The sequence below is a fragment of the Streptomyces nojiriensis genome, from assembly GCF_017639205.1.
GTDB lineage: Bacteria > Actinomycetota > Actinomycetes > Streptomycetales > Streptomycetaceae > Streptomyces > Streptomyces nojiriensis.
Genome location: NZ_CP071139.1, coordinates 900,481 through 924,961 on the forward strand (window position 1 = coordinate 900,481; position 24,481 = coordinate 924,961).

Sequence of the window (24,481 nt, forward strand, 5' to 3'; positions counted from 1 at the left end):
CGGCGGCACCGGCGGGTCGGGGGAGTTCGTCAGGTGGCGAGGGTGGCCAGCGGCTGCAGGCCGTAGGTGCAGGCGTACCCGTTCTCGATTCCCACGAGCAGGTCCACGACCTCGAAGTAGCGGTCCCAGAAGGGCGTTTCGCGCAGCGCGTCGATCAGCAGCCGGTAGGCGTCGTGGTCGTCCGCCTCCCAGACCCAGATGTCGGTCACCCTCGCCGAGTAGAACTCCGTGTCGTAGAACCGGGAGCGGACGCCGCGGGTACGGGCCTCGATCACCGGAACGACGTGGGTGGTGAAGGCGTGGATGCGTTCGGCCACGGTGAGCGCCAGCCACTCGGGCGTGGTCTTGATCAGCATGAACGCGGTGACCGGCGGCTCGGTTCGGTCAGCGGGCATCGACTGCCTCCGATGCGGCGAGGACGGCGGGCTTGAGGGTCTGCGCGCACCACTGGGCGAAGCCGGTGGCCGGGCCCGCCTGTGGCGAGCGGGCTACGCCCGAGTCCAGACCCCGGTCCTTGGCGCGCTTCATGTCGACCATGCCCTCCACGAACGCCTCGTTGAGACCGTGGGCGAGCATGGAGGACCGCAGGTCGTCGAGCGATTCGCGCGCGTAGCGGACCGGGCGGCCCAGTTCCGCGCTCATGATGCGGGCCATGTCGTGGGGCGACAGGTCCTCCGGGCCGAGCACCGGCACACTGCCGACGCCGGTCCAGGAACGGTCCAGCAGCAGTCCGGCCGCCGTCGCGGCGATGTCGGCGACGGCCACCAGCGGGGCCGGACGGTCCGCGGCGACGGTGTCGGTGAAGACGCCGTGCTCGCGGATCGAGTCGGCCTCCTCCAGCAGGTTCTCGAAGAAGGACGGATTGGCCAGGGCGCGGTAGGCGACCCCGGTGTCGGCGATCAGGTCGTCCATGGCCAGGGAGGCGCTGACCAGCCCGGCCCGGCCGGCCTGCGGGGTACCGCGGCCGAGCGCGGAGACACCGACGACACGGCCGACGCCGTGGGCGGCGAACGCCCGCGCGGCGGGGCGGGTGAAGCCGCTGTACGCCTCCTCGGGCGTGCGCGAGGCGTCCGGCGGAACCAGCCAGAAGACGGCGTCGGCCCCGGCGAAGGCGCGCTCGACGGTCGCGGCGTCGCCGTGCGAGCCGGTGACCACCTCGACCGCTGCGCGCACGGCCTCGGGGATCCGGGCGGGATCACGGGCCACGACGCGCAACTCCTCTCCGTGTGCGGGCGCGGCCTCGACCAGCAGGGACAGCAGCCGACGGCCGATGTTCCCGGTGGGGGCAGTAATGACGATCATGAAAACCTCGTGGTCTGTGACGGATCTACAAGACCCCCTCATCGTGCGAGCGCCTCCCGCATTGCCACAATGGGAACTTCAGCAACCGATCATTGCCCGAAACGGAATAACACCGGTGAGCAGCCCAGTTCCGAACCTCGACGCCAACCTCGCCGTCGCCCTCGACGCCTTGCTGACCGAGCAGAGCGTCACCCGCGCCGCCGCGCGGCTGCGCACCTCCCCCGCGGCGATGAGCCGCACCCTGGCCCGGCTGCGCCGGGTGCTCCAGGATCCGCTGCTGGTACGGGCAGGACAGGCGATGGTGCCCACGCCCCGCGCCGAGGCACTGCGCGACGAGGCCGCCGCCGTGGTGCGGCAGCTGGAGGCACTCCTCACCCCGAGCGGCAGGATCGACCCCGCCACCCTGCGGCGCACCTTCACCGTCCAGGCATCGGACCTGGTCGGCGCTGCACTGGCGCCGGGCCTGCTCGGGCTGGCCCGGCGCCGGGCCCCGGGCGTATCGCTGCGGGTACTGGCCGAGGAGTGGGAGGCGGGCCCCGCGCTGCGTGAGGGCCGGGTCGATCTGGAGATCGGGGCGATCGACCACGTCGACCCGGAGACCCGGGTCGAGGAGCTGGTCACGTTGCGGTTGTCGGCCGGCGTCAGGGCCGGACACCCGCTCGCGGAGGGAACCCTGACCCCCGCGAGGCTGGCCGCGGCCGAACACGTGGCGGTGAGCCGCCGGGGCCGCTTCACCGGCCCGCTGGACGCGGCGCTGGCCGAGCAAGGACTCGGCCGGCGGGTCAGCGCCGTGCTGCCCGGACATCTGGCGGCGATGGCGCTGGCCGCGGTGGGCGACGCGGTCTGCCTGGTACCGACCGCGCTGCCGGGCGAGCCCGCCTCCCCGCTCGGCGACGCGGCCCGCGCGATGGGCCTGCGCCTGCTGGACATCCCGCTGCCGCTGCCACCCCTGACGATCGGCATGGCCTGGCACCCGCGGCACAGCGCCGACGGAGCCCACCAGTGGTTGCGCGACGCCGTACGCCGAGTCCTCCGCCCGGCGCGGGAGCGCTGATGCCGGTCACAGTGGCCGGTGCCCGATCCGGCGTGCGGGCGCGCGAGCGGTCCGCCGGGTTGGGTATCGGCTACTCATGCGGACCACCCGGCGGCCGTGGTCATCTGTGGCCGGGCGTCGATTCGTACCGGACGCACAGGACCAGGCACCAGGGGGAACGGTCATGCAGGAACTGCCCGTCGGAGCGGGACACACCCGACCGGTCCAGGTCCATTTCGACGACCTGGACTTCCTGGGAATGGTGCACAACTCGCGCCATGCGCTGTTCGTCGAACGAGCCATCACGGCCTATTGGCAGGAACGGGGCTGGAGCACGGATCCGGATCGCTCACGGTTTCGCGACACCCATCTCGTCGTGCGCGAATTCCTCGTCACGTACGAGGAGCCGATTCGGGGCACGGGGGACGTGGGCGTGTGGTTCCGGATTGCACGGCTCGGCCGCACCAGCGTGATGTACGAGTTCCAGGTGAGGTCCACGGACGGCCGCTGTGTCCATGCACACGGTCATCGGGTGCAGGTGCGGATAGACCCGGAAACGCTGAAGCCCCTCGCCTTCAGCGACGAGCTGCGGGAAACCGCGCACGGTCTCATGCACGGGCCGGCCGGGCGGTAAGTCGGTTGCGGGCGCAGGCCGGCCACTGGCACGGTGCGGTTCCCATCCCTGCCACGAGGTACGCATGACGATCTTTTTCCACGGTGCCGGGGAAGTTCCCTACGGCTGCTTGCACACGGGGTGGACCTTGACGGCCACTGGTGGCCGACCACGGAACACCACTTCCAGGCGCAGAAGTTCACCGGTACCCGGCACGCCGAGCTCATCCGCCGGGCCCGCACCCCGCTGCGCGCGGCGGAGCTGGGCCGTGACCGGTCGAAGCCGATGCGGCGGGACTGGGAGCGGGTGAAGGACGACGTGATGCGCCGCGCCGTGGCGGCCAAGTTCCGCACGCACGCCGACATCGGCGCGATCCTGCTGGCCACGGGGGACGAAGAGATCGTCGAGGACACGACCTCCGACCACTACTGGGGACGCGGCCGGACGGGGACCGGCAAGAACATGCTCGGCCGGATCCTGATGCGTACGCGCGGCCGGCTGCTTGCCGAACTCGGCGAAGCGGGTGGGTGACGGGCGCGCCGCAGGGGACGGACACGTCATCCGGCCGTGAGCCGCTCGTCCAGGTCCTGCCCGAAGCGCCTCCGGTACACGCCGTGGACGAGCGTGCCCGGGGACCGGTAGCCGGTGTGCTCCGGGCGGCGGACCTGCTCGTCCCATGGCGTCACCTCCCCCACGAGGGGTGAGGAGCGCCCCAGGTACGCCTGTGCGGCGTCCGGGAGTTCCCAGGCCCCCTCGACGGTCGAACGCCAGAACGCGCGCCCCTGGCCGACCACCCACATGCAGAGGTCCTCGGTACTGTCCTCGGACCAGCCGGCTCCGTCGACCGTCACGCCTTCCGAGAAGTCGATCAGAGCCTCGGCGGCCTCCAGGTACGCCAGCGCGTACTCCTCCAGAACGTCTCTCGGCTGTGCATCCAGCCATGCCTCCAGGGCGGACAGGCTGGGCCTGGCCGTGTCCAGGACCTCCCAGAACCAGCCGGGAACGTCCTCGAGTTCCACCTCCGTCTCCGTCAACGCCTCCTCCGGGGGCTCACGGACGTTCGAGCCATGCGCGTGCCTCCGCCTCCCGGCCGGTCATGCGCAGGAGGACCCCGTAGTTGTTCCGCCCGTGGAGACTCCCGTTGTGGGCGGCCCGCCTCAGCCAGGGCTCGGCGCCGGCGAGGTCACCTCGTTCGGCGAGCAGCACGCCCAGATTGGCGGCGGCGCCCGCGTGCCCGGAATCCGCGGCGTGCCGGTACCAGCCCTCGGCCTCCGCGACGTCCGAGCCCACGAGACAGAGCGCCAGGTTGTACGCGGCACCGGAGTCGCCGGCCTCGGCGGCGCGGCGCCACCAGGACAGCTCGGTGCCGGGGTCGCCGTGGAGGGCGTGGTGGGTGGCGAGGTTGCACATGGCGCGCAGGTCGCCGCCGTCCGCGGCGCGTTCGTACCAGGTGAGTGCGGCTTGGGTGTCGCCCCGGTCGGCATGGAGGACCGCGATTCCGAACGCCGCTCCCGCATCGCCGTGTTCGGCAGCGCGCCGGTACCAGGGCCAGGCGTCCCCGGAGTCACCGCGACTGGCCATCGCATCGGCCAGGGCCACCATGGACCGGACATGGCCGGCCTCGGCGGCGCGGTGCCACCATGACTCGGCCTCGGCGTGGTTGTCCCGGTGGCGGCAGAGCAGGAGGCCCAGGTTGTACATCCCGCTCGGATGGCCGCTCCGCGCGGCGTACGCGTACGCGTGCTCGGCCTCGTCGATGCGGTCCTGCTCCATGAGCTCGGTGCCGAGGCGGTTCATGGCGTCACCGTCTCCCGCATCCGCATCTGCATCCGCCCGCGCGTTCGTGTCGTCGTTCGGCGCCTTGTCCACTGGTTCGGCCTTCCTGAGTGAGTGAGCGGGGTGTCGGTCATGTGGATGTGCAAGTGGTCGCGCGGCGGGCTGCTGCGGTGTGCGCAGCGGCCCGAGGGATCCCGGTTGAGTAGGCGTTGCTCACGACACCTTGCCGTGTACGCGCAAAACTCCAACCCGAACACCTGGCATTTTCAGGACACCCCCGAGGAGTGCGTTTCCGTCATGCTGAATAGAAAGTCCTCTGCTGCGGCTCTGGCAGCGACAGCCCTCTTGGGAGAAACGTTCTCCGCATATTCGATCGCCTCCGTCTCGTACAGCCCTGGCATGGTTTGGTCAATCGGGTTGATCGCCGCAGTCTTTACGTTGAGCCTGGCACTCTCGGTGATCCTCGCCATACGTGGAATGCCTTTTATTGGCACTGCATCCATTCTCGCGGCAGGGCTGGGACTGCTGGCGTCAGGCATTGAGCACGGCAGAACAATACATGTAATCATCGGGGTGGTGTGCATCACCGCCGGCCTGACGTTCGTATTTCTCCAGGCGAGGTTCTCCCCCTTTTCCCGGTACGGGCAATGGGGGCCGTGGGCGGTCGCCGGCGAGGGCCCGAGGGAGCGTCACACCAGGCTGTGTCGCATCACCGATCTCGACGACCGCCTCCTCCCCCTGCTGGAAGACACGGTGCACAGATACTCGCTGGGGGACCTCCGCGCCGCGACGAAGCTGTGCTGTGAAACGCGATACCCGGATAACGGCCTGCTCCCGCGTGGGGCATACGTCGGGCCGGCTCCCGTGGTCGAGGCATGCATTCTCACCGAGAACCTGGTCATTATTCTGACAGCACACGCCGAAGGCCACGGAGTCGCCTTCGTGGGGAGGCTTCAGCAGACCATGGTGAGCGAGCCGCCCCGCCGGGAGGACAGTGACGGGGAGCGCGAAATATATGTCAGGTCGGCGTGGCTGGATTCCACCGAGTCATCGAGCTACCCCTTCCCCCTCGACGACAGTGCCGCCTCCAGGGAGTTCATCGAAGGGTTCCGTGAAATTCTCACCGCGACCCGGCACACCTGACGGAATGCTCGCGGCACGGTCATGGAAGCAGCCGGTCGGCCAACTCCTTGCGCGTGGTGATGCCGAGCTTGTTGTAGATGCGTTGCAGGTGGTTGTCGACGGTACGTACGGATATGGTCAGCGCAGCGGCGACGTCCTTGCTGAGCATGCCCCGGGAGGCGAGCAGCGCGATTTCGCGCTCTCTCCCGGTGAGCTGTACGACCGCCTCAACGGCCATGAGAGCAGGGGTTCTCGCTCCCTCGCAGCGGGCCGCGAGATCGTCGGCGCGGACGGTGGCGGCGTTGGCCCGACGGGTCTGCCCAGCCGCTCTCAGAAGGGAGGCCGCGGTGCTCGCCGCCTCGGCTGCCAGCAGGTCCGCCCCCATGGCCTCCAGCGCGTCCACGGCGACGAGCAGCCCTTCGGGGTCGCGTGTGGACCATGCGACGGCCAGATCGGCACGGGACCGGTGGAAACGCCCGGTGCGCTCCGCGGCGATCTCGGTCAGCCGCCCGGCCGCTTCCCCCGCTTGCCCGAGCCGGACGAGATCGGTCAGCAGGATCGCTTCGGACGCGGTTTCCCCGCGCTCGAACGCCTCCCTGGCGGCCGCCGTCAGAACTGCTCGTGCGCGGGTCAGCTCACCGCGGGCGACGTACAGCCAGGCCTCGCCGAGTCTCTCTTCGGGGAAGAACCCCGCGGCGGGAAGCCGATCGCGTTCGGCCAGGGCCGCTTCCGCCGCTTCACAGTCTCCCTGCAGTGCGGCGGCCGCCGCCAGACCCGCCAGTGCCATCGACAGCACGACCGGGGTGTGCGGGCGGGACGCTCGGGCCACCTCCGCGAACCAGCGCCGCGCCTGAGCCGGGTGTCCGGCTGTCCATGTGCCACGGGCCAGATAGAAGGCCAACAGCCGGCGGTCCGCGGTCGGACTCGCGTCCGTGAGGCCCGCGAAGGCCCGCTCGCCCACCTCTCGGGCCTCGACCAGGCGACCGCTCTCCGCCAGGGCGAGGACGAGAACCGCCCGGAGGGCCACCTCGTCCGCGGCCGTGGACCGGGTTTCGTCGACGGCCGAGCTGAAGGCGATGGCACGTCGGACCCAGACCTCGGCCTCCTCCCCACGCCCCGTGACCGCGAGAGCCGTGGACCTCGTCATGGCGGCCCACAGCCATGTCTGGGCGTCCGGTGCCTGCGTGCCCTCGGGTTCGAGGTCCGCGCTCAACGCGAGGCTGCGCCTGACGTCCCCCACGGTGAGCGCGGACGCCGCTTCGTTGACCCGCAGGACACGGAGACCGAGCGAGCTGGTGACCCGGCAACGGGCGGACTCTATGACGTCGAGGACTTCTGCGTACGGCACTCCCACCCCCCACAGGAGGTTCTGTGTCCGGAGCGGCAGCGCGGCCAGTACTTCCTCTTCGGTCGTGGCCATGGCGTCGGCCCGGGACAGCACGTGATCGGCCTGCCGGAAGTCACCCGCCTCGTACAGGGTCTTGCCCAGCAGCAGCCGGACCTGGAAGCTTTGGTGCTCCTGCGGGATCGCCCGGAGGAGATCGAGCGCCCGGGGGTACTCGCGGGCGTGCGCCGCCAGGACCGCCGCGCGGACGAGCAGAGCCGGGTTGGCCGTGCCGGTTGCCGCGAGCTTGTAGGTGGCGAGGTGGACCGCGTCCTCCCGGCGACGGGCCCCGCTCCGCTTCAGCAGATGGACCTGCCGGAGCAAGGTGTCCCTGCGGCACTGCGCGGTCATGTCTGCGCGCAGCACCTCGCCGTAGAGGGGGTGGGCCAGCCGGACCGCCGAGCGTCGTTCCTCCTGGACGACAACGATCAGCCCCGACTGCTCCAACTGACTCAGGACCTGCGGTTCGGCGTCCTGTTCCAGATGGCCCAGGGACAGCGGCTCGCACAGGGACAGGACATCCAGTACCTGTCGGCCGGCAAGTGGGGCGACGGAGAGCCGGGAACGGATCAGATCGGTCAGGCGCCGCGTGCCCGGCAGCCGGTCCGCGGTCATGTCCCAGATCTCGCCGTCGCAGGTCAGCACTCCGGCAGCAACTGCCCCGACCACCAGTTCCCGCAGGTAGAGGGGGTTGCCGCCACTGTTCGTCAGAAGGTGGTTCACCGCGCTCCTCCCGACCGGCCCCTCCAGGACCTGTTCCAGCACCGTCACGACCTGCTCACGGGTGAACCCGGCGAGGTCCACCTGCCGCACGGCGTCCCCGTGCCCGAGCGCGGCCACCGCCAGCGCCTGGCCTTCTCCCGACCGAACCGTTCCCAGCAGGAAGATCACCCCGGCGTCCATCAACTGCCTCAACAGCATCGCCGAGGTCGCGTCGAGCAAGTGGACGTCATCGACCAGGATCACCATGCGGGGCCGCACCGTACCCGGCTGCGACAGCAGCCTGGCCACGGCGGCGAATCCCGAGACCGGGTCGGACAGGTCGACACCGTCGGGCAGCAGATGAGCGATGGCGCCCAGGGGAACCGACGCCGCCGCCGCGGTGGCGACCGCCCTGCCGATGCGGTGCCCGAGGGCGACCGCGCGGTCCAGACATTCCTCGGCCAGCCGGGACTTGCCCACTCCGGCCGGCCCGAAGACCAGAAAGGCGGCGCTGCGAGGTTCCGACAGGACTTCGTCGAAATCCTTCAGCTCGACCTCGCGCCCGACCAGCGGCCAACGCTGCACCACACCGTTTCGGTTCATTCCCCTGCCCCCACTGATTGACACCCGCCCGGCTTCGCGGACGTCCGCGGCCTGCGCGACCACGTTCGACAACACGACCCCCGCCATTCCCGTGCCGCAGTTCTCGTTCAATACCGCCGAAGAAGGGGGTCGGGGGAGAAATGCGCGAAACGGGCCACTCACACACGCTGTGACACTCTTCGATCGCGGAGTGCTCACTGGTGTGCAATGTCAGGAGAGGGGACGGCTCGTCCGCGGCCCAGCGGATCATATCCGAACGCGGGTGGGTTCAGATCGCGTGGTCGGCGAATCGAACCCGTGGCTGTCCGGAGTGACGCTCACCCCGCCGGTGTTGCCGAAGTCCATTCCCAACTCGGGTCATTTCCGGGTCGGGACGAAGTCTGACGGCGATCGTTGCCGGTCTGTACGCAGCGGTTGGCCGGATGCTGTGCTCCGGAGGCGTGGGGGCACCATTGGCGCAGCGCGCGCAACTTCAACCGTGACTTGGCAGACGGCATACGGAGTTGACGTCCGAAGAGTACTCAGGTCTCCTACTGCGATGTCTGCCCTTCGGTTCCAACAGCCCGACGGCGATGCCACTCTCCAAGACTGGCAGCACGTCCACAACGCGATCATCCCGACCCACGTCCTGTCTTTGGAAGGGGTACGGGAACGTTCCGAGCGCCACCACCTGGAAGTCGCATATCTCGATGACACGCTCGTGGGGTGCAGCACGGTACGTCCGCCGACGGACGACACTTCGACGGCGACAGTGATCGCTCGGGTGCTCTCCGCTCACCGCGGACAGGGACTCGGCGAAGCACTCTATGGGCGTGGGCTCCACCGCGCGCGGGAACTGGGTGCCACCGTGATCGAGACCGTCGTCCTGTCATCGAACGAGGACGGCCTGCGGTTCGCACAGCAGCACGGGTTCATCGAGACCGAGCGCTACCTGTTGCCGGGGGACACCATCCCCTGGATCGACTTGCGGCTTTCCCGACCGTGAATCGCCAGAAGCTCGCTGCTCCAAGCATGGCGACGCCTGCTCCCGGTCTTACGAACGCAAGGCCGAGCACTTCCTGGGCTTCGCATGCATGGCCAACGCGTTGATCTGCTACCGACGCGCCGCCGGCTGCGACGGCCTCTGAGCGGCAGGATCTTCACCTGGACCATCGAGAGGCGGACTCGGCCCCGTCCGGGCGACGGCGGACCCTACTGACTGCACGCCGAGAGCCACTCCATGAAGATGAGAAAACCGAACCGATCCTACGCGAATCAGGGTGAACACAAGGTGGCATTCGGCATTGAATTTCAAATGCGGCTCACATTTCCCTCCGTTGGCGACTTCGAGGCATGGCGCGGACAGGTCCTCATCGAGCAGCGGGCACGACTCGAGCCTCTCCCCCGATTCTCGGAAAGGTTCGATCAGTTCGATGAGGATCTACTGACGGATCTCATCATTGAGGATGCCTCGACCTTGGAAGAAGCATTGGGTGAACTTCGGCGCGCCGGTCGTGAGATCACGGAAGAAGACATCGCGGACTGGATGCCGACCGTGGACGATGAGGGAAATCCCGGCATCTACCTCCTCGAGGCCCGGAAGCTGAAGCGGGATGCTCGGGTCGAGGACCTTCTGGATCACCTGCGCGTCAATCCAGCCCCGAGCCTGCTGAGGGTCCACTGCATGTCATTGCGCGATCACGCCGATGTCATGACGAGCGGAGCCTTCCGCGACTATGACACGTACTGCGAGTATCGCCTTCCGTTGATCTTTGCAGGGACTTCCGCGAAGGAATTTGGTGGCGCAGGCCATGTTTCGTTCTTCGGAGTCGGGGACATGGAGCCCGTGGCACTGTTCGTCGACCTCCATCAAAACGCTGTTGAAATAAACGAACCCGACGTCCAGGATGCGGCCGTCTGGAACATCAACGAACGTTTCGAAGCGCCGAACTGACCAACTTCGCGGGCCCCCCGAAGCGTCCGCTGCGGCCAACTCCTCGTACCCGGTGGCATCGAGACCCCGACCGTCGGCCGTTCGCCAGGTGCCCAGAGCTGGTCCGGGACCTCGAGCCGTGGTAGCGGGGCACCCTGGATGATCCTGCTCCAGTGAGCCCCGGTGGTCACCCACGGTCCGGCTCCCTGGTAGGCGCGGGCGGTGCCGACGGAGATCCCGAAGCCGACGGCTACCTGTGTGAGGGGGTCGTGCTTGCGCAGGTACACCAAGGCGACCAGCGCACGTTGGTGCGGCGGCAGCTTGCAGCGCCGGGCACCCTCGCGGGTGACCCACTCGACCAGAACATGCGGCAGGTCGAGTGCAGCAAGACAGGCAACAAACGGGCCCCCGCGCCGCTGGGTTGAGAATTCGAGCACCTCCCTCAACGGCGTGGGGGCCTCGTGCGTTGCGTGCGCAGCCGCCGTCACCCGATCAGTGGCCAGGACGAAAGAGCTCACTGACGGTCTCCAAGGTGCAGGGGATGCATCGTGCCTGCAGCCATGCCGCTGCAGATGATCTGGCCGCAACGGCGGTCCTGGCCGGGGCGGGCCGCCTCCACGGCACCGCAGGCACCAACCAGCCCGTCGGGCACGCGCGCATACCCGCGGCGCTGCCCGCGTGGCCCGCCCAGGAGCTGCGGCGCACCGGCCACCTGACCGCTCCTCCCACCCCGGCCGCCTGCGCCGGGCAGAGCGCGGGCGTCGGCTTCACGGAGAAGCTCAACCGGGCGGCGTACACCCTGGGCGGGGCTCGTTGCCGCGGTCCACTTGACCCGCCAGGACACCGAGACCGCCTTACGTGATCTGCGCAGGTAGGAGCGGTTACCGCGAGACGAGGAGGCCTTGTCCGCGGCGACCGCGCCGGGCGTCGTGCGGGGCGGCCGACGGGCAGACGGACCCGCACCCTCTTCAGGACGGGGATGAACTGCGGGCTGTCCGCGGCCTGCCCGAGGGTCAAGACCAACGCGAGCGGGCGGCACCTGCGATCCGAGGCGAGATGAATTTTGCCGGTCAGTCCGCCCCGGAGACCTGCCGAGCAGGGCCTCCTTCAGGCGGAGCTTGCGTCGGCGCCGGACGCCTCGACGCTCGCCCTGTCCGCTCTGTTCCTCCGGTCCGCCCCTTGTCGCCGGGCCGTCTCCTGCTTCTGCGCGGCTCCTCCCAGGGCCTGCTTGCGGTGCTTGCCGACCCGCATCCCTGCGGCGTCATGGTGGGGGCGGACCGTCGTGGAGTCCACGCTGACCGGCGACAAGTCCGTTCTCCCCACCCGGCCACCCTCGGCGATCAGGCCTTCTGTCAGGGCGGTGAAACACCGGCGTCCCGCCAGACGCGAAAGCGTCCGTAGACGGTGGCCCAGGGGCCGAACTCGGCAGGCATCTCCCGCCACTGACCACTGGACGGGGTGTTCGAGGCCAACGACCTGATGGCCTGCCCGGTGCTGCGCGAGCACGGCCGGCGGATCCGGGAGGACGTGGCCGTCGTCGGCTTCGACGACTCCAACGCCGCCCTGTCCTGCCGCCCGCGGCTGACGACCGTGCGCCAGCCGGTGGAGGACATGGCTGCGGAGATGGTCCGGCTCCTCCTCGACGCCGTGGCGGCTCCCGAGACGGTCGGGCTCGCGGTGGAAGCCGCCACGCCGGTGCTGTTCGAGCCGCAGCTGGTCGTCCGGGACTCGGCCCGACCTGAAGACGGCCGATCCTGGACGTGGATGATCCTAGTTGTAGAAGTGCGGCAGGAAGCGCTGGTTGGGGGTGGCTTGAGCGCCGCACGACAACAGGGCGAGGTACCTGGGTTTGGTGCCCGTGGTGCTCACGCACAAGCTGGTGTTCTTCTGCATGATGATCCAGGCCCCCGGCTCCTCGACCCAGCGGTAGATGGTGAAGACCTGGGAGGTTTGGCCCTCGCAGTCCCACTCGTTGAGGGCGTCGCCGCTCTTCGCGAAGCGGCCGTTGTCGACGTCGACGCACTTGCCGGTCGACCTGTTGACGAAGTTGAAGTCGTACTGGCCGCCGCCGGGAACGCTGCGCAGCTTCCATTGCGATTTGCTGGGGTTCCAGGTGTCGCTGACCAGGTGCGTGCCGTTGGCGTTGCTCCCGCGTTCGAACGTGAGGTACTTCTCGTGGTCGCTGTCGCTGATCAGCTCGACCACGGACCCGTTCGCCACCAGATGCGTGCGGAAGTAGACCGGGTAGTGGTCGGAGCCGCGGCCGCCCATGCGTGTCCCCCGATAGTTTCCCAGCGCGCGCGACGAGATCATGTAGTCGAGTTCGCCGCCGCTCTGTTGGGTCGCCTCGCCGGTGTGGTAGACCTGCGCGCCCAGGCCCGCGGCGAGGTTGTGCATGCCCTGGTCCGGGTCACGGTTGAAGTCGCCCATGACGGTCCACGCGCGGCCCGCCGCGGTCGCTTGGTTGCGGACCTGGCGTACCAGTTCCTCTGCTTCGTTGCGCGCTCCCGAAGCCAGCGCGTGCACGTTGTAGTAGATGTCGTCGTCCATGCGCAGCCCCAGCGCGGGGCGGGCGCCGGCCCGGCCGGGCGGGGCGACGTAGACCTCGTGGGCCATGGTGTGCGTGACCATGGCGAGGTTGACCCGGGTGTCTCCCAGCGGACTCATCCAGTACACGTAGCGGCTGCCCCAGCGATACAGGCGGACGGTGTAGCCGCTGCGGTTGTAGGACTGCTGGAACACCATGCCGTACAAACTCGGTTCCGACCCCGCCTCCTGGACGGCGACGATGTCGTTCTCGTTGCTGAGCTGCCGGACGTCCGACCAGCGGGCGCCTTGCGAGTTGTAGGTCGCGATGGTGTGGGCGTTGGGCGTGTCCGCTGCGGCCGGCGATGCCGGCAGGCCGATCAGCAAGCCGACGAGCGCGGCCATCGCCATCAGCGTGGCGAGCGTCCTGGTGCGTGGGTGAAGAAGGTCGGAGCGTGGCAAGGTCGGCGCCTTTCCTGGGAAGGGGATGAGATGGGGGGACTCAGTCAGGGGCCGCTAGGCCGTCTCTTTCGGATCTTGTCGGCCGAGCCCGCGGCGTCCGGTGCCGTACATGGCAAGGCGGAGGAGCGCACCGTGTACTGGACGTACTCGGGCGCCCCGACAACGCGGCCAGGTGCGGTGCCGGGCGTCGCGGGCCCGGCAAGATCCGAAAGAGACGACCTAGTGGTCCGCTGACGAGGCGGACCGCACCGCGTCAGTACTGCCGGGTCGGGCAGCCCTCGTCGCCCCACGCGGTCGTCACGGGGCAGTCCTTGCCCGGGTCGAGCCACCCGGGAAGTTCCGTGTCAGCACTGGCGCGGTGCCCGGCGACGGGCCTGTCCGAAGCGGCGGAAACGGCGGCACCGCCCCATCCGATGCCCGCGGCCAGTACGAGGGCCACCAGTGCCCGGGCCGTGTTTCCCCGCATGTGCGTCAACTCCTGCTGTGTCGCCCGGCAGCGGTCAGTCCGCTGATGTCGTGCTGTGGTCGCCGGCCGCTTGTGCCGACTGTGATCACCACTGTGCCGACCCGGCGCCGCCCGCGGCAGTCCCACGGGGCATCATCTGTGTGCCATGCACTTTTAGGAGGGGTTCCATGGGCAATGCGTCAGGTGACAGCGGGCCAATGGGCATACCCGAACTGGGGAGCGCCGCGGTCCTGCTCTACCGCTGGACCGTTGTCCACCAGAGCCTCACCCCGGCCGCCCTGTCCCGGGCCGCCGCCGAGACCGGAATCGGCGAGCACGAGAGCCACCAGGCGCTGAGCTCCCTCCTCGATGCCTGCCTCCTCCAAGAAGTCCCCGCCGCGACCGGGGATCCCGGTGTGCGCTGGCAGCCGGTGAGCCCCCAGGCCGCCGCGAGCCAACTGCTCTCCGACCGCGACGCCGCCCTCCGCGCACAAGAAGAAGCCCTGCGCACCCGGCGCCGGCAGATCCAGGAGCAGCACGACGGACTCGCGGCCCTCATGCCCGTCTACCTCCAGGCCCGCCAGCACGCCTTCCCCCAGGGCACCATCGACCACCTGCCCGACAAGTTCGCGGTCCGCACGCTGCTCACCGAGGTCATCGACTCCTGCCACAGCGAAGTCCTGGTTTCCAAAGACGGCGGCTCATTCCCCGTCGCCGCTCTGCGCGAGGCCCTCCCCCGCGACCTCGCCCTCCTCGAACGCGGCATCCGCATGCGCAGCCTCTACCAGCACGCCACCCGCTTCGACCAGCCCACCCGCACCCACGCCGAACACCTCGTCGCCGCAGGCGCCCAGATCCGCACCCTGCCCGAGGTACTGCCCCAGATGATCATCGTGGACCAGGCCCTGGCCCTGCTCCCGGCCCGCTCCGGCGGCGCCCTGATCATCCGCGAACCCGACCTCCTCGCCTACCTCCTGGACGTCTACGAACGCGACTGGGCCCATGCCACCCCCTACGCCAGCGGCCCCCACGCCGCCCAAGCCGTCTCCCAGACCATGAGGCAGACCATCCTGGTCATGCTCGCCAAAGGCATCAAGGACGACACCATCGCCCGCCGCCTCGGCATCTCACTGCGCACCTGCCGCCGCCACGTCTCCGAACTCCTCGACACCCTCGGCGCCCACAGCCGCTTCGAAGCAGGCGTCATCGCCGAACGACAAGGACTCACCCGCCATCCGGCATCCCCGCCCCTGCCCGTACCCGCGAAGGAAGCCGCCCCGGACACCGTCCGGCCCGACCCGGTACCCCCGTGCACGGTCTGCGGCGCGGCCCTGCCCACACGGGCCTCAGGACGAGCCACCGGCCGACCGGCCCGCTATTGCTCCCCCAAATGCCGCTCCCGCGCCTACCGCACACGAAAATCCCCGAGAGACGCACTCCCGCAGGCCGACACCGCCCAACCGTCACGAAACCCGCCGCCCGCGTGACGAAACTCCTCCACGGGCCGGACTGCTTTCGGTGCACGGCCGTGGCGAGGCGGTCACGGGACAGCCGAGCCGGGGACCTTCACCGGTCTCGCCAGGACCAACATCGAGGCATCGCCCACTCCGTGTCGGCCGTAAGCGGCCCACCGGCCGAGGGTGAACCCTGCGCACTGGACCAGACCATCAGGCAGGGGGTCTCCTCGGCGTTCCAGCAGGACATCGACGCCCTCGCCCCACACGCGGTCCGAAGGACCCGCGCGCACCGGGTCATCCGGATCATCCGGATCTGCGAACGCCAGGGCGTTCCTGTCCTCGCCGACCACCCGTCGAACGCGGGATGGCACGACTGAAAGGCTCAGTGGCCCTCGGTTTCCCGTGCCGGTCCTGGTCCATCCCCAACCCGATCGACGCAGGCCAATGGGGCTCGTAGCCTCTCGTTGTGACCGATAAGGCTGAGGCGCGAGACGCCTTCAAGAATCGATGCAGCAACGCCTCACGCACACTCGCATCATGCGTCGGCTACTCCATCAGTCGCATCTCGTTCGAGGCCTTCGCCGAGGAGGACTCCCTGGAGATCCCTCTCAGGGAAGGGCCGTGGAAGCCGGACGTAGTGGTCTCCCTCTCCCATCTCCACCACGTCTCGGTCGACAAGCCCCCGCAGATCGCCGGCAGCTTCATCGACGAGATCTCCTTGATCCACCTGCCGGCGCTCCCGCACTCTTGGCCTGCGGACGCCGCCGGCCGTATCCGGCGGTTCGACGGGCTCTGTGAGCTCGCATGGCTGCGGATCGTGGGCCCGACCGAACTCGATGCTGTTGCCTCGATCGTGACCGTCTATACCGCAATGAGCGATGACCGGGCCTCGATGGTTCAAAATCCCCTGGGCTGACGGCCGCAGGGCCGATTCCGACCGACGGGAAGCAAGAGGCCGTCGTGGTGCCGGGATGAGTAGTGCTTGCTCATGTGCCGAGGATCCGATGCCCGGTTGACTTCTGCTGGGCAGCCAGCCGCCGGTCGCGGTATGGCCGCTCTTCCCGGCTCTGAGCGCAAAGGACTCCCCTGTGCACGACCAGCAAGCCCCGCGCCGCGGTCTCACTCTGGTGACCGCCCCCGAGGCACGGTCCATCGACTACATCCCGGCGGACGAACGTCACGGCAAACTCTGGCACCAGGGCCCGTTCTGGTTCTCCGGCAACTTCGTCCTGACCACTCTCGTCATCGGGTTCATCGGCCCCTCGATCGGCCTCGGACTGGGCTGGTCGGTGGCGGCCGTGGTCCTCGGTGCCTGCTTCGGCACGTTCTTCATGGCGGTCCACGCCAATCAGGGGCCCCGTATGGGCCTGCCTCAGATGATCCAGTCCAGGGCCCAGTTCGGGGTCCGGGGAGCCGTCGTACCGTTCACGGCCGTCATCTTCGTCTACGTGGGCTTCAACGTCTTCAACACCGTACTCGCGGCCCAGGGGCTGGCACGGATCGTCGGCGGCGGCCCCTGGCTCTGGTACCCCGTCCTGGCCGTGGTGTCGGTGGTGCTGGCCCTGGTGGGGCATGACCTGATCCACTTCGTGCAACGCGCCTTGACCGGGCTCCTGGTCCTCGTGTTCGGGGTACTCACCGCCGGAACCGTCGTTCAGTGGTGGGACGCGCCGATCGTCGCCCCGGCGGCCGGCAGCCCATGGACATCGTTCCTGACCGTCTTCGCCGCTGCGGCCGGCTACCAGATCAGTTACGCCGTCTACGTGTCGGACTACTCCCGGTACCTGCCCGCAGACGCCGCCCCACGCCAGGTGATCTGGTGGACATACGCGGGTGCGGCCGGCTCCGCGGTGTGGCTGATGTCCCTGGGCGCCTTCATCGGCAACCACATGCCCGCCGACGATGCCGTCACCGGCCTGCTCCGGAGCGGCGACGGCATCGTTTCGGGCTTCGGCTCAGTCGTCGTGCTCGCGTCGGCTCTGGCCCTGATCAGCGTCATGGGCGTCAACACCTACGGTGCGATGCTCACCGCAGTGAGCGCCGTGGACGCCTTCCGGCGGGACCGGCCGACGAGGCGCCTGCGGGCCGCCGTTGTCCTGTCCGTCGGCGTCGTGGTGCTCGCGGTGGCCCTGTCCCTGCCCGACGACTACCTGGCCGGCTTCAGCGGCTTCGTCCTGCTGATGCTCTACTTCCTGGTCCCGTGGACCGCGGTCAACCTCGTCGACTACTACGTCGTCCGCAAGGGCCGGTACGTGATCCGTGACATCTTCGACGACCAGGGCATCTACGGACGCTGGTCCTGGCGCGGCCTGGCCTCGTACGTCATGGGCCTCCTCGCCATGGTCCCGTTCATCTCGACCACCTTCTTCCGCGGACCGGTCGCGGAAGCCATGGACGGCGCCGACGTCTCGTTCGTCGTGGGGCTGCTGGTGAGCGGTGCCCTCTACGCGGTGCTGGCCGATCGTCGTCCCGGGCCGCCCGCGGCCGTCGCGCCCCTCTCCATATCCGTCGACCTGCACTCTCCGACCGCTGCCGGACGGCCCGGGGGATACGCCGGGGCAAGGCCCGTCAAGAAGGAATCAGGCAATGCCCATGGACCCGGCAAGAGCACCGGCCGATCCGACCGCCCTGATCGATGACCTCAACTCCCGCATCGTCCGGTCGCTCGGCGCGCACGACCCTGCCGAACTGCACGCGGCCGCGGCGCGCACCGGTATCGACGTCGGTGAAACCTACGCCGGTCGCCTCTGGACGGGCGGTGTCTGCCCCCTGGTGCAGCGCTACGCGACGGGCGGGGCATTCATGGCGGCGCTCACGAACAGCAGTCCCGATGCGCTGAACGCAGCCATCGAGGTACTCGCCGCCGTCGCGCCCACCGCGGCCATGTCGTTCGCGCTGGAAGTGATGCGGATCGATCTCGACGGTTTCACCTTCGGGCACAACCGCGTCCCTTTCGAACTCGTGATGCGGGGACGCGCCGAGAAGATCATCAAGCGGGAGCCCTCCTCGGCGCCACCCGAGATCCTCCTCGACATGCTCCGTCGCCGGTCACTCGCTCCCGGTGAGATCCCGAAGGGCAAGATCGCGGGCATACCGATCGCTGCCCTCATCGCCTGCGTGAGCACCGGCGAGCTCCGCTTCGACCAAGCCGAGAGCGCGGGCCTCTTCAGCGGGCATCCGGCCCTTCGAGAGGGCGCGGGGCTGCTCGACGCGCTCCTGAGGACACGCTGGTTCGCCGCGACGGACGGCCATGATGGAGGCCTCACGCAATGGCTCGCGCACCGCCTGGCCGCGGCCGGCCACACACCTGCTGTTCCCGCGTTGCGCGAGCTGTTCACTCGGCAACGGCTCTTCCTTCCCACCGCCGGCGAGAACCTGCTCGAGATCGGGACGCCGGAAGCCCTCGAGGCCGCGGCCTCGCCCCTGTCGCCGGAGGGCGTCCCGATCAACGAGTACGACCGTCTCCATCGCCAGGCGATCGCGATCGATGCGCTGCTGCGTGCCGGGCCCTCGCGCGCCTTTGACGTCCTGGCGCCTCTGTTCGAGGAGCGGGTGCTCCGTTGCGGCGGCATGCGGAGCGAGTCCGCGAGGACCGCGCTCGAAAAGCTCTCGCCCGCGCAGGCGACGGCCGAGCCACGCTGGATCGAACGATGTCTGAGGGCCGCGCAAGACCGCGAGCTCGGTGCGACGGCCCGAGTGCTCCTCGACCGGCTCGACCCCGGGCTCGTGGACGAGGCCGCGGCGCGCGTGGAGAAGCGCCGGCGGAGGGCGGCGGCGGCCAGGTCCACGGTGAAGCCACCGGCGGGCCATCTCTTCGAGCGCTATCGCGCCGGTGAGCACGAGCGCGTGTGGGAGGAACTGCTCGCGCTTGACCGGAGCCCGCCGAAGGCGCTCGCCGCGCAGGCCGAGGCCGTCGCGGTGGAGACGATGGAGCGGGTGCGGTGCGGCTTGGAGGCTGTCGTCGAACGGCTGCGCGCCGAGGCGTACCCCTTCCACGAGAAGGCGCGCGCCCTCGTCCCACCCCCGCGCGACGCGCTCCGGCACGTGGAGCGGTTGGAGCGGCTCACGGGCGGACGCCTGCCGCTCTCGCTGCGCGCCTTCCATCTCGTGGTCGGCTCCGTGGACCTGTCGGGCAGTGCGGAAGGGTTCCGCCATGACCCGAAGAAGCACGGCATGAAGCCGAAGAGGGACGAGATCGTCAACGTCCCGGAGAAGTACCCGTTCATGTATCTGTCGCACTTCGATCCCCTCGTCGTCCTTCCTCTCGAAGAGGCAGTCGCCGAGGCGGAGACATGGGCCCGCGGGGAGAGGCAAGGTGTGGGCATGAGCGCGCCTCTGGACCTGACGATCAGTCCTGGTCCGTCGTTCAAGGCGAACCCCCGCGACGCGCAGCCGGAACCGGTCGACACGGTTCGTCTCCCCGGCCCCTTCGCGGACGTGGAGCTTCGCCGCGGGCGCGGTGGGGCCATCCCGTTCGTCGAACACCTGCGGAGCTGCCTCGCGTGGGGTGGATTTCCCGGCCTGGCCGGCACGAGCATCCGGCCGCAGGCCGTCCTCGACGCGCTCGACGCGCTCGCGCAATCCGTCCGGCCTTTCTGACCACGTCGGGCCCTGCCGCCTCCTTCGGCTCGTATGTTGCGTTCCTGGCAGTGCTCACAGATGACCTGGAGGAAAACGTGTATTCACTTCTGGAGAAGGCCGCAGCGGCCGCTGAAGCCGGTGAACTCGAGGTGCTCGCGGCACATTTGGAAAGGGCGGGCGAGTTCTCGGAGGACAGTCCGGGCCTGAGCGACTACTTCCTCGCCGGTTTGGCCACCCGACTCGGCAGGGAGCGGCCCGCCAATCTCTACCTCCGTGCAGAGGGCATGCCCCAGATCGACCTGTTCTACCTGATGCATCAGCACCTGCCATTCCTGCGGGCGGGGAAATTCGCCAACGATGCGCTGCTGGAATATTGCGTGGACCGGCAGGAGGCCACCGTTCTCGGCCTCGGAATCGGTCAGGGCCGTCAGGAGCTGGACCTGGTGACCCGCGCGGGGCTGGAGCGAGTGACCGTCGTCGGTGTCGATGTTGCCGCGCGGAGCCTCGACGCGGCCGGCCGGGCCATGAACGGACCGGAAGTACCTGCCGGAACCCGGGTCGACTTCCGTCCGGTTCTCGCCGCGAGCGAGGACGTGGACGACAGCGTGTGGGAAATGATCGAGCGCTTGCCCCGCCCTCTGCTCGTCACGGCCTCCTTCGCTCTCCACCACATGCTGAACCACGAAGGTGAACAGGACGCACGCGCGGCGCTTTTGCGGAGACTGCGCAGGCTGGAGCCGGCCGCACTGGCGCTGTGCGAACCCGACAGCGATCACCACCTCGTGCCGTTGCGGGTCAGGCTGGCCAACGCTTGGCACCACTACGGCACGGTCTTCGCCGCGATCGACGCCACCGGCGCCACCGACGGGGAGAAGCGCGAGATGAAGCGGTTCTTCGGCCGCGAGATAGCGGATGTCGTGGGCGCCACCTGTGAGAGCACCCGCTACGAACGGCACGAGCCGACGCGCACGTGGCTCAACCGCTTGACCGCCTGCGGTTTCACCCCCGTCCCCCTGCCGCCGCCCCCACCCGCTGCCGGGCAGCCGGCGGGCTTCTCGACCATCGCCCATCCCACCCACCTCGAACTGGCCTACCGGCACACCTCCGTGGCTGCCGTGATCGTGGCCGAACCCACCCGCTGACCGTGGAACCGGTGGTGGAGGTGAGTATCAGTTGCTCACGCGCCCCGACGCAGTTGATCGGTTGACTGGCCGCAGCAGCCGGCCGGCTGCCCGCGCGGTGGGACGCAGGCTCCCGGGCGCACGGCAACGATGCAGCGAGGGCAATGGTGAACAACGGGGACATGGGCGCAACTCGACAGTGGGAGGTTCCCGGCTACGTCCACGGCAGGGAATTGGGCGCCGGCGCCTGCGGGAGGGTCGTCGAAGCCGTGGACCAGGCTTCCGGCACCCCGGTGGCGATCAAGTATCTGACCCACGGCGCGCGCACCGCCTTCCGCGCCGAGGCCCGTCTGCTGATGGGCTTGCGGTCGCCGTACGTGGTTCGCATCGACGACTACGTCGAGCACACCGAAGGCGCCGCGATCGTCATGGAGTTGGTGGACGGCGTCTCACTCAGGACGCTGCTGCGCCAGGAGGGTCCCACGGGTCCTGAGGCTGCCCTCACCGTGCTCAAGGGCTCGTTGCTCGGTCTTGCCGCAGCTCACGAGGCGGGACTGGTGCACCGGGACTACAAACCGGAGAACATTCTGGTCGCCCTCGACGGCTGCTCCAAGCTGGTGGACTTCGGGATCGCGGTGGCCAGTGGGGATGCCTCCGACATCGCCGGCACCCCGCCCTATATGGCTCCCGAGCAGTGGACCGGGCGCCCCGTCACCCCCGTCACCCCCGTCACCGATGTCTACGCCGCGACGGCCGTCTTCTTCGAGTGCCTCGCCGGCTCCAAGCCGTACCCGGGCACCACGGCTGCCGAACTGGCGGTTCAGCACATCGAGGCGCCCATACCCGACGACAGGGTTCCTGAGGCGCTGCGGCCGTTGATCCGCCGTGGCCTGGCCAAACGGGCCGTGGAACGACCGCCGAGCGCTGCCGCGTTCGTCCGAGAACTGGATGCGCTGGCGACCAGTACGTACGGCGAGGACTGGGAGGTGCGCGGGCAGCGCAGCTTGGCCGCGCTCCTCACACTTCTTCCGGTGCTGGTGGGTTCCGCGAACGACGCCGTGACCGGGGCGACGGCCTTCGCGGACACCACCCTCGCCACGACAACCACCGCACCCGCATCAGGACATGCCTCAGCGGCGGCATCGGATCGGCCGCGGTCCCGGATCCGCGCCGTCGGCCGGCGCAAGCCGACGGTCGTCGCCGGGTCTGCCGCCCTTCTGCTCACCGGGGTCCTCGCGCTGTCCGCGATCGCCGAAGGGGATGACGCGGGGGCTGGCGCCACGGGCTCCGCTCCGCACTCCGGCCACGCGCCCGACGCTCCCGACGCCGCCGGCTCGCCCCTCTCCCCCGGCGCGCCCGGCTCCCCGGCCGGCACCCGCCCCACGGGGCCCCGCTCCACCATTGCCCCCGGTACTGAGCAGTCGGGGACCGCTGCCGGTCCCCCACCCGGTGGCGGGACCGGCAGCGGTACGGAGGATTCCACGGCGGCCGGGGGTTCTTCGTCCGCGCCGAGTGCCGGACCCGCTTCCACGGAATCGGCAGCACGGCCGACGCCCTCGACCACGAACGCGCCCCCGGGGACGCCTCCCGTCGCACCGCCCGTCGCGTCCCCCACCCTGCGGGTGCTGGCCGTGTCCCTTTCCCAGTACGGCTGCTCCGGAAAGTTCGGCACCCAGGCCGTCGCATCCGTGAAATCCGACGGCGTCGCCACCGGAACGCTGGTCCTCACCTGGTTCCACAGCAACACCCCGGGATGGGGCCCCGTCGTGGCGACGGACAGAATCACCATCCCTGCCGGGCAGACCTCGTTCAGCAAGACCTACGCCCACACGTTCGGATCCGGCGACCCCTTCCTGTACTGGGGTGTCCAGGTGTCGAGCGACCCCGCGGCAGCGACGGGTGCCGGCACGTACAAGGTGCTCTACGCCGATGACTGCAACCCGGTCCTCTGAGCCGGCCATGGACCACAGACCGCACGACGAAGAGCTCACCGTCCACCTCCCCCGATCGCACCCGGCCGACGAGGCGACCAGCGCGACCCTCCTGGACGAGGCCGCCTGGGGCATGCCGCCCTCCGAGCAGGACATCCACTCCACCACGCCCCCTCCCGCGCCCGCACCCGCACCCGCACCCGCACCCGCCGATCCTCCGTCGGGCGGCCTGGGACGCTTGACGGCGGTGTGGCACGGCACCCTCACCGAACCTTCGGGCGCGCCGTACACGGCCGGTGCCCAGCGCAGGCGCGGCCGCCTCCGGGGTCGGCTGATCGTGGCGGGGGCGGCGCTGGCGGCCGTGTTCCTCCTCATCCGGCAGCAGACCGGCGATCCGCTGTCGGTGACGGGAGTCACCGTGCGTCCCAGCTCCCCGGCCGTCGGCTGCGACACCGTCGTCACCGTGCTGGCGACGATCCGCAGCAACGGGGAAGGCGGAACGCTGAGCTACCGCTGGCGCCGCAGCGACGGCACGGTCACCAGCCCGGTACGGCAGCGGATCGCACCGAGAGCACGGCTGACCGAGGTCACGCTCCACTGGGCCTTCCACGGGCCCGGCTCCATGGAGGCCACCGCTGTGCTGGAGGTGCTGTCGCCGAACCCTGCCCGCGCCGAGGCCACCTTCGCCTACACCTGCCACCTGTGACTCTGCGGCACGGGGCGCAGGGGGCGCACGGTAGCCTCGTAGACGATCACCGCCGCTCCGGGAGTCCGAGGACGTGCGGATGACCCGTCAGGCCAGGTGCAGGGGCTGCGAAGTGCTCCAGGGGACGATCGGAGAAGCGGCATGGATCTGCTCCTGGCACCACCGACCGCTGCCGGGCCCGTACGCCTGGGAAGGCCGTACGAGGAGGCCCTGACCGCGGTCCGGCCCTGGGGCGAGCCGCGGATCGCCGGCCCCACCGCCCGGCGGGCGCGTCGGCTCATGGGCGACTTCGGCGGGGTCGGCTACACGGTCTTCTTCGATGCGGAGGACCATGCGACGGCCGTGGAATTGTGGTGGCCCGGCGAGAGCCGGCTGAGCACCGCGCGTGTCCTCCTGGAGGGGCACGAGGTCTTCACGACGCCGGCCGACACGGTCCTCGCGGAGCTGCGCGGGCGCGGGTGGAGCGTGGATGCCGAGGACCCGGAGAACGTCGTCGTGCCGGGCGTCTCGCTGGGCTTCACCCGCCGGACCTCCCAGGAAGTACCGCGCGACGGGCAGGGCCTGCCCGTCTCCTTCACCTCGGTCCTCGTCGCAGGCGAGGGCTATTACGACTTCCGCTGTGCGCAGTAGGGCCGTCCGGGTGGCGGACCGGCCCGCAGAAACGATCACGTGTGCGGCGCGGCCGAACGGCCGTGCCGGAACCCGCAAGGATCGACAGAGCAGGCACCTCTTTCTTCGAAGGAGAAGCGGCACGCCGCGCGCTCCCGTCGTACCGGGATGGCCGCGGGGCAGACCTTGCGGGTGG

At 69.6% G+C, this 24,481-nt stretch carries 23 protein-coding genes and 3 pseudogenes; 17 read left to right on the forward strand and 9 right to left on the reverse strand.

Translation table 11 applies throughout. The features are described from left to right. Positions 1–29 precede the first annotated feature (29 nt). On the reverse strand, positions 30–395 hold the full coding sequence (locus JYK04_RS04390) for a darcynin family protein (protein WP_189746873.1): 366 nt from the start codon (positions 393–395) through the stop codon (positions 30–32). Further along, on the reverse strand, positions 385–1,302 hold the full coding sequence (locus JYK04_RS04395; protein ID WP_189746871.1) for an NAD(P)H-binding protein: 918 nt from the start codon (positions 1,300–1,302) through the stop codon (positions 385–387). The genes JYK04_RS04390 and JYK04_RS04395 overlap by 11 nt, the downstream gene beginning before the upstream one ends. 106 nt (positions 1,303–1,408) lie before the next feature. On the opposite strand from JYK04_RS04395, the gene JYK04_RS04400 reads away from it, so the two are divergent. The 3 genes from JYK04_RS04400 to JYK04_RS04410 all read left to right on the forward strand — a co-directional run bounded on the left by JYK04_RS04400 (position 1,409) and on the right by JYK04_RS04410 (position 3,479). Continuing rightward, on the forward strand, positions 1,409–2,356 hold the full coding sequence (locus JYK04_RS04400) for a LysR family transcriptional regulator (protein ID WP_189746916.1): 948 nt from the start codon (positions 1,409–1,411) through the stop codon (positions 2,354–2,356). Between the two features lie 163 nt (positions 2,357–2,519). Then, positions 2,520–2,969: an acyl-CoA thioesterase gene (locus JYK04_RS04405; RefSeq protein WP_189746869.1), complete on the forward strand. Its 450-nt coding sequence runs from the start codon at positions 2,520–2,522 to the stop codon at positions 2,967–2,969. 120 nt (positions 2,970–3,089) lie between these two features. Next, complete coding sequence (locus tag JYK04_RS04410; protein ID WP_202186029.1) at positions 3,090–3,479, forward strand: NADAR family protein; 390 nt, start codon at positions 3,090–3,092, stop codon at positions 3,477–3,479. Positions 3,480–3,505: 26 nt separating this feature from the next. Here the strand turns inward: JYK04_RS04410 and JYK04_RS04415 are convergent, their stop codons facing one another. Continuing rightward, a complete protein-coding gene (locus JYK04_RS04415) occupies positions 3,506–3,967 on the reverse strand; it encodes a hypothetical protein (protein WP_189746867.1) in 462 nt (153 codons plus the stop codon). A gap of 31 nt (positions 3,968–3,998) precedes the next feature. After that, positions 3,999–4,745 carry a tetratricopeptide repeat protein gene (locus tag JYK04_RS04420; protein ID WP_189746865.1) on the reverse strand — a complete coding sequence of 249 codons (747 nt, stop codon included), beginning with the start codon at positions 4,743–4,745 and terminating at the stop codon, positions 3,999–4,001. Between the two features lie 276 nt (positions 4,746–5,021). Between JYK04_RS04420 and JYK04_RS04425 the strand changes: the two genes are divergently transcribed. Then, complete coding sequence (locus JYK04_RS04425) at positions 5,022–5,867, forward strand: hypothetical protein (protein WP_189746863.1); 846 nt, start codon at positions 5,022–5,024, stop codon at positions 5,865–5,867. Positions 5,868–5,886: 19 nt separating this feature from the next. Here JYK04_RS04425 and JYK04_RS04430 read toward each other — a convergent pair whose 3' ends face one another. After that, on the reverse strand, positions 5,887–8,520 hold the full coding sequence (locus tag JYK04_RS04430; protein ID WP_229876853.1) for a LuxR C-terminal-related transcriptional regulator: 2,634 nt from the start codon (positions 8,518–8,520) through the stop codon (positions 5,887–5,889). A 553-nt stretch (positions 8,521–9,073) separates the two neighbouring features. Between JYK04_RS04430 and JYK04_RS04435 the strand changes: the two genes are divergently transcribed. Both JYK04_RS04435 and JYK04_RS04440 read left to right on the forward strand, forming a co-directional pair. Continuing rightward, positions 9,074–9,520, forward strand: a complete 447-nt coding sequence (locus tag JYK04_RS04435; RefSeq protein WP_189746859.1) for a GNAT family N-acetyltransferase — start codon at positions 9,074–9,076, stop codon at positions 9,518–9,520. A 285-nt stretch (positions 9,521–9,805) separates the two neighbouring features. Further along, positions 9,806–10,468, forward strand: coding sequence for a hypothetical protein (locus tag JYK04_RS04440; protein WP_189746857.1), 663 nt, complete (start codon positions 9,806–9,808; stop codon positions 10,466–10,468). A gap of 188 nt (positions 10,469–10,656) precedes the next feature. On the opposite strand, the pseudogene JYK04_RS04445 reads toward JYK04_RS04440, so the two are convergent. Continuing rightward, positions 10,657–10,884: pseudogene (locus JYK04_RS04445) on the reverse strand (helix-turn-helix domain-containing protein); the annotation flags it as partial. Positions 10,885–10,988: 104 nt separating this feature from the next. On the opposite strand from JYK04_RS04445, the gene JYK04_RS04450 reads away from it, so the two are divergent. Beyond that, entirely contained in the window at positions 10,989–11,309 is a 321-nt protein-coding gene (locus tag JYK04_RS04450) for a hypothetical protein (RefSeq protein WP_189746922.1), read from the forward strand. Here the strand turns inward: JYK04_RS04450 and JYK04_RS04455 are convergent. Next, positions 11,303–12,003, reverse strand: a pseudogene (locus tag JYK04_RS04455) (transposase); the annotation flags it as partial. The gene JYK04_RS04450 and the pseudogene JYK04_RS04455 sit on opposite strands and share 7 nt — an antisense overlap. On the opposite strand from JYK04_RS04455, the pseudogene JYK04_RS42090 reads away from it, so the two are divergent. Further along, positions 11,897–12,181, forward strand: a pseudogene (locus tag JYK04_RS42090) (substrate-binding domain-containing protein); the annotation flags it as partial. The pseudogenes JYK04_RS04455 and JYK04_RS42090 overlap by 107 nt on opposite strands. Positions 12,182–12,217: 36 nt before the next feature. On the opposite strand, the gene JYK04_RS04465 reads toward JYK04_RS42090, so the two are convergent. Together JYK04_RS04465 and JYK04_RS04470 are read right to left on the reverse strand one after the other, a co-directional pair. Further along, positions 12,218–13,378, reverse strand: coding sequence for an RICIN domain-containing protein (locus tag JYK04_RS04465; protein WP_189746856.1), 1,161 nt, complete (start codon positions 13,376–13,378; stop codon positions 12,218–12,220). Positions 13,379–13,688: 310 nt separating this feature from the next. Continuing rightward, positions 13,689–13,901, reverse strand: a complete 213-nt coding sequence (locus JYK04_RS04470) for a hypothetical protein (RefSeq protein ID WP_189746855.1) — start codon at positions 13,899–13,901, stop codon at positions 13,689–13,691. Between the two features lie 197 nt (positions 13,902–14,098). On the opposite strand from JYK04_RS04470, the gene JYK04_RS04475 reads away from it, so the two are divergent. From JYK04_RS04475 to JYK04_RS04515, 9 genes are all read left to right on the forward strand, one after another. After that, positions 14,099–15,367, forward strand: a complete 1,269-nt coding sequence (locus JYK04_RS04475; RefSeq protein WP_189746853.1) for a helix-turn-helix transcriptional regulator — start codon at positions 14,099–14,101, stop codon at positions 15,365–15,367. 122 nt (positions 15,368–15,489) lie between these two features. Then, on the forward strand, positions 15,490–15,714 hold the full coding sequence (locus tag JYK04_RS04480; protein ID WP_189746851.1) for a hypothetical protein: 225 nt from the start codon (positions 15,490–15,492) through the stop codon (positions 15,712–15,714). Between the two features lie 89 nt (positions 15,715–15,803). After that, entirely contained in the window at positions 15,804–16,253 is a 450-nt protein-coding gene (locus tag JYK04_RS04485; RefSeq protein WP_189746849.1) for a hypothetical protein, read from the forward strand. A gap of 172 nt (positions 16,254–16,425) precedes the next feature. Continuing rightward, positions 16,426–17,976 carry a purine-cytosine permease family protein gene (locus JYK04_RS04490; protein ID WP_229876852.1) on the forward strand — a complete coding sequence of 517 codons (1,551 nt, stop codon included), beginning with the start codon at positions 16,426–16,428 and terminating at the stop codon, positions 17,974–17,976. Continuing rightward, the gene (locus tag JYK04_RS04495; protein ID WP_189746847.1) at positions 17,924–19,936 is read left to right on the forward strand and encodes a hypothetical protein; all 2,013 of its coding nucleotides are present in this window, start codon (positions 17,924–17,926) and stop codon (positions 19,934–19,936) included. The genes JYK04_RS04490 and JYK04_RS04495 overlap by 53 nt, the downstream gene beginning before the upstream one ends. 50 nt (positions 19,937–19,986) lie before the next feature. Further along, a complete protein-coding gene (locus JYK04_RS04500; protein ID WP_189746845.1) occupies positions 19,987–21,060 on the forward strand; it encodes a GRAS family protein in 1,074 nt (357 codons plus the stop codon). Between the two features lie 161 nt (positions 21,061–21,221). Then, positions 21,222–22,991: a serine/threonine-protein kinase gene (locus JYK04_RS04505; RefSeq protein ID WP_189746843.1), complete on the forward strand. Its 1,770-nt coding sequence runs from the start codon at positions 21,222–21,224 to the stop codon at positions 22,989–22,991. Positions 22,992–22,998: 7 nt separating this feature from the next. Next, a complete protein-coding gene (locus JYK04_RS04510; protein ID WP_189746841.1) occupies positions 22,999–23,676 on the forward strand; it encodes a hypothetical protein in 678 nt (225 codons plus the stop codon). A 141-nt stretch (positions 23,677–23,817) separates the two neighbouring features. Then, the gene (locus JYK04_RS04515) at positions 23,818–24,306 is read left to right on the forward strand and encodes a hypothetical protein (RefSeq protein WP_189746839.1); all 489 of its coding nucleotides are present in this window, start codon (positions 23,818–23,820) and stop codon (positions 24,304–24,306) included. Positions 24,307–24,481 lie beyond the last annotated feature (175 nt).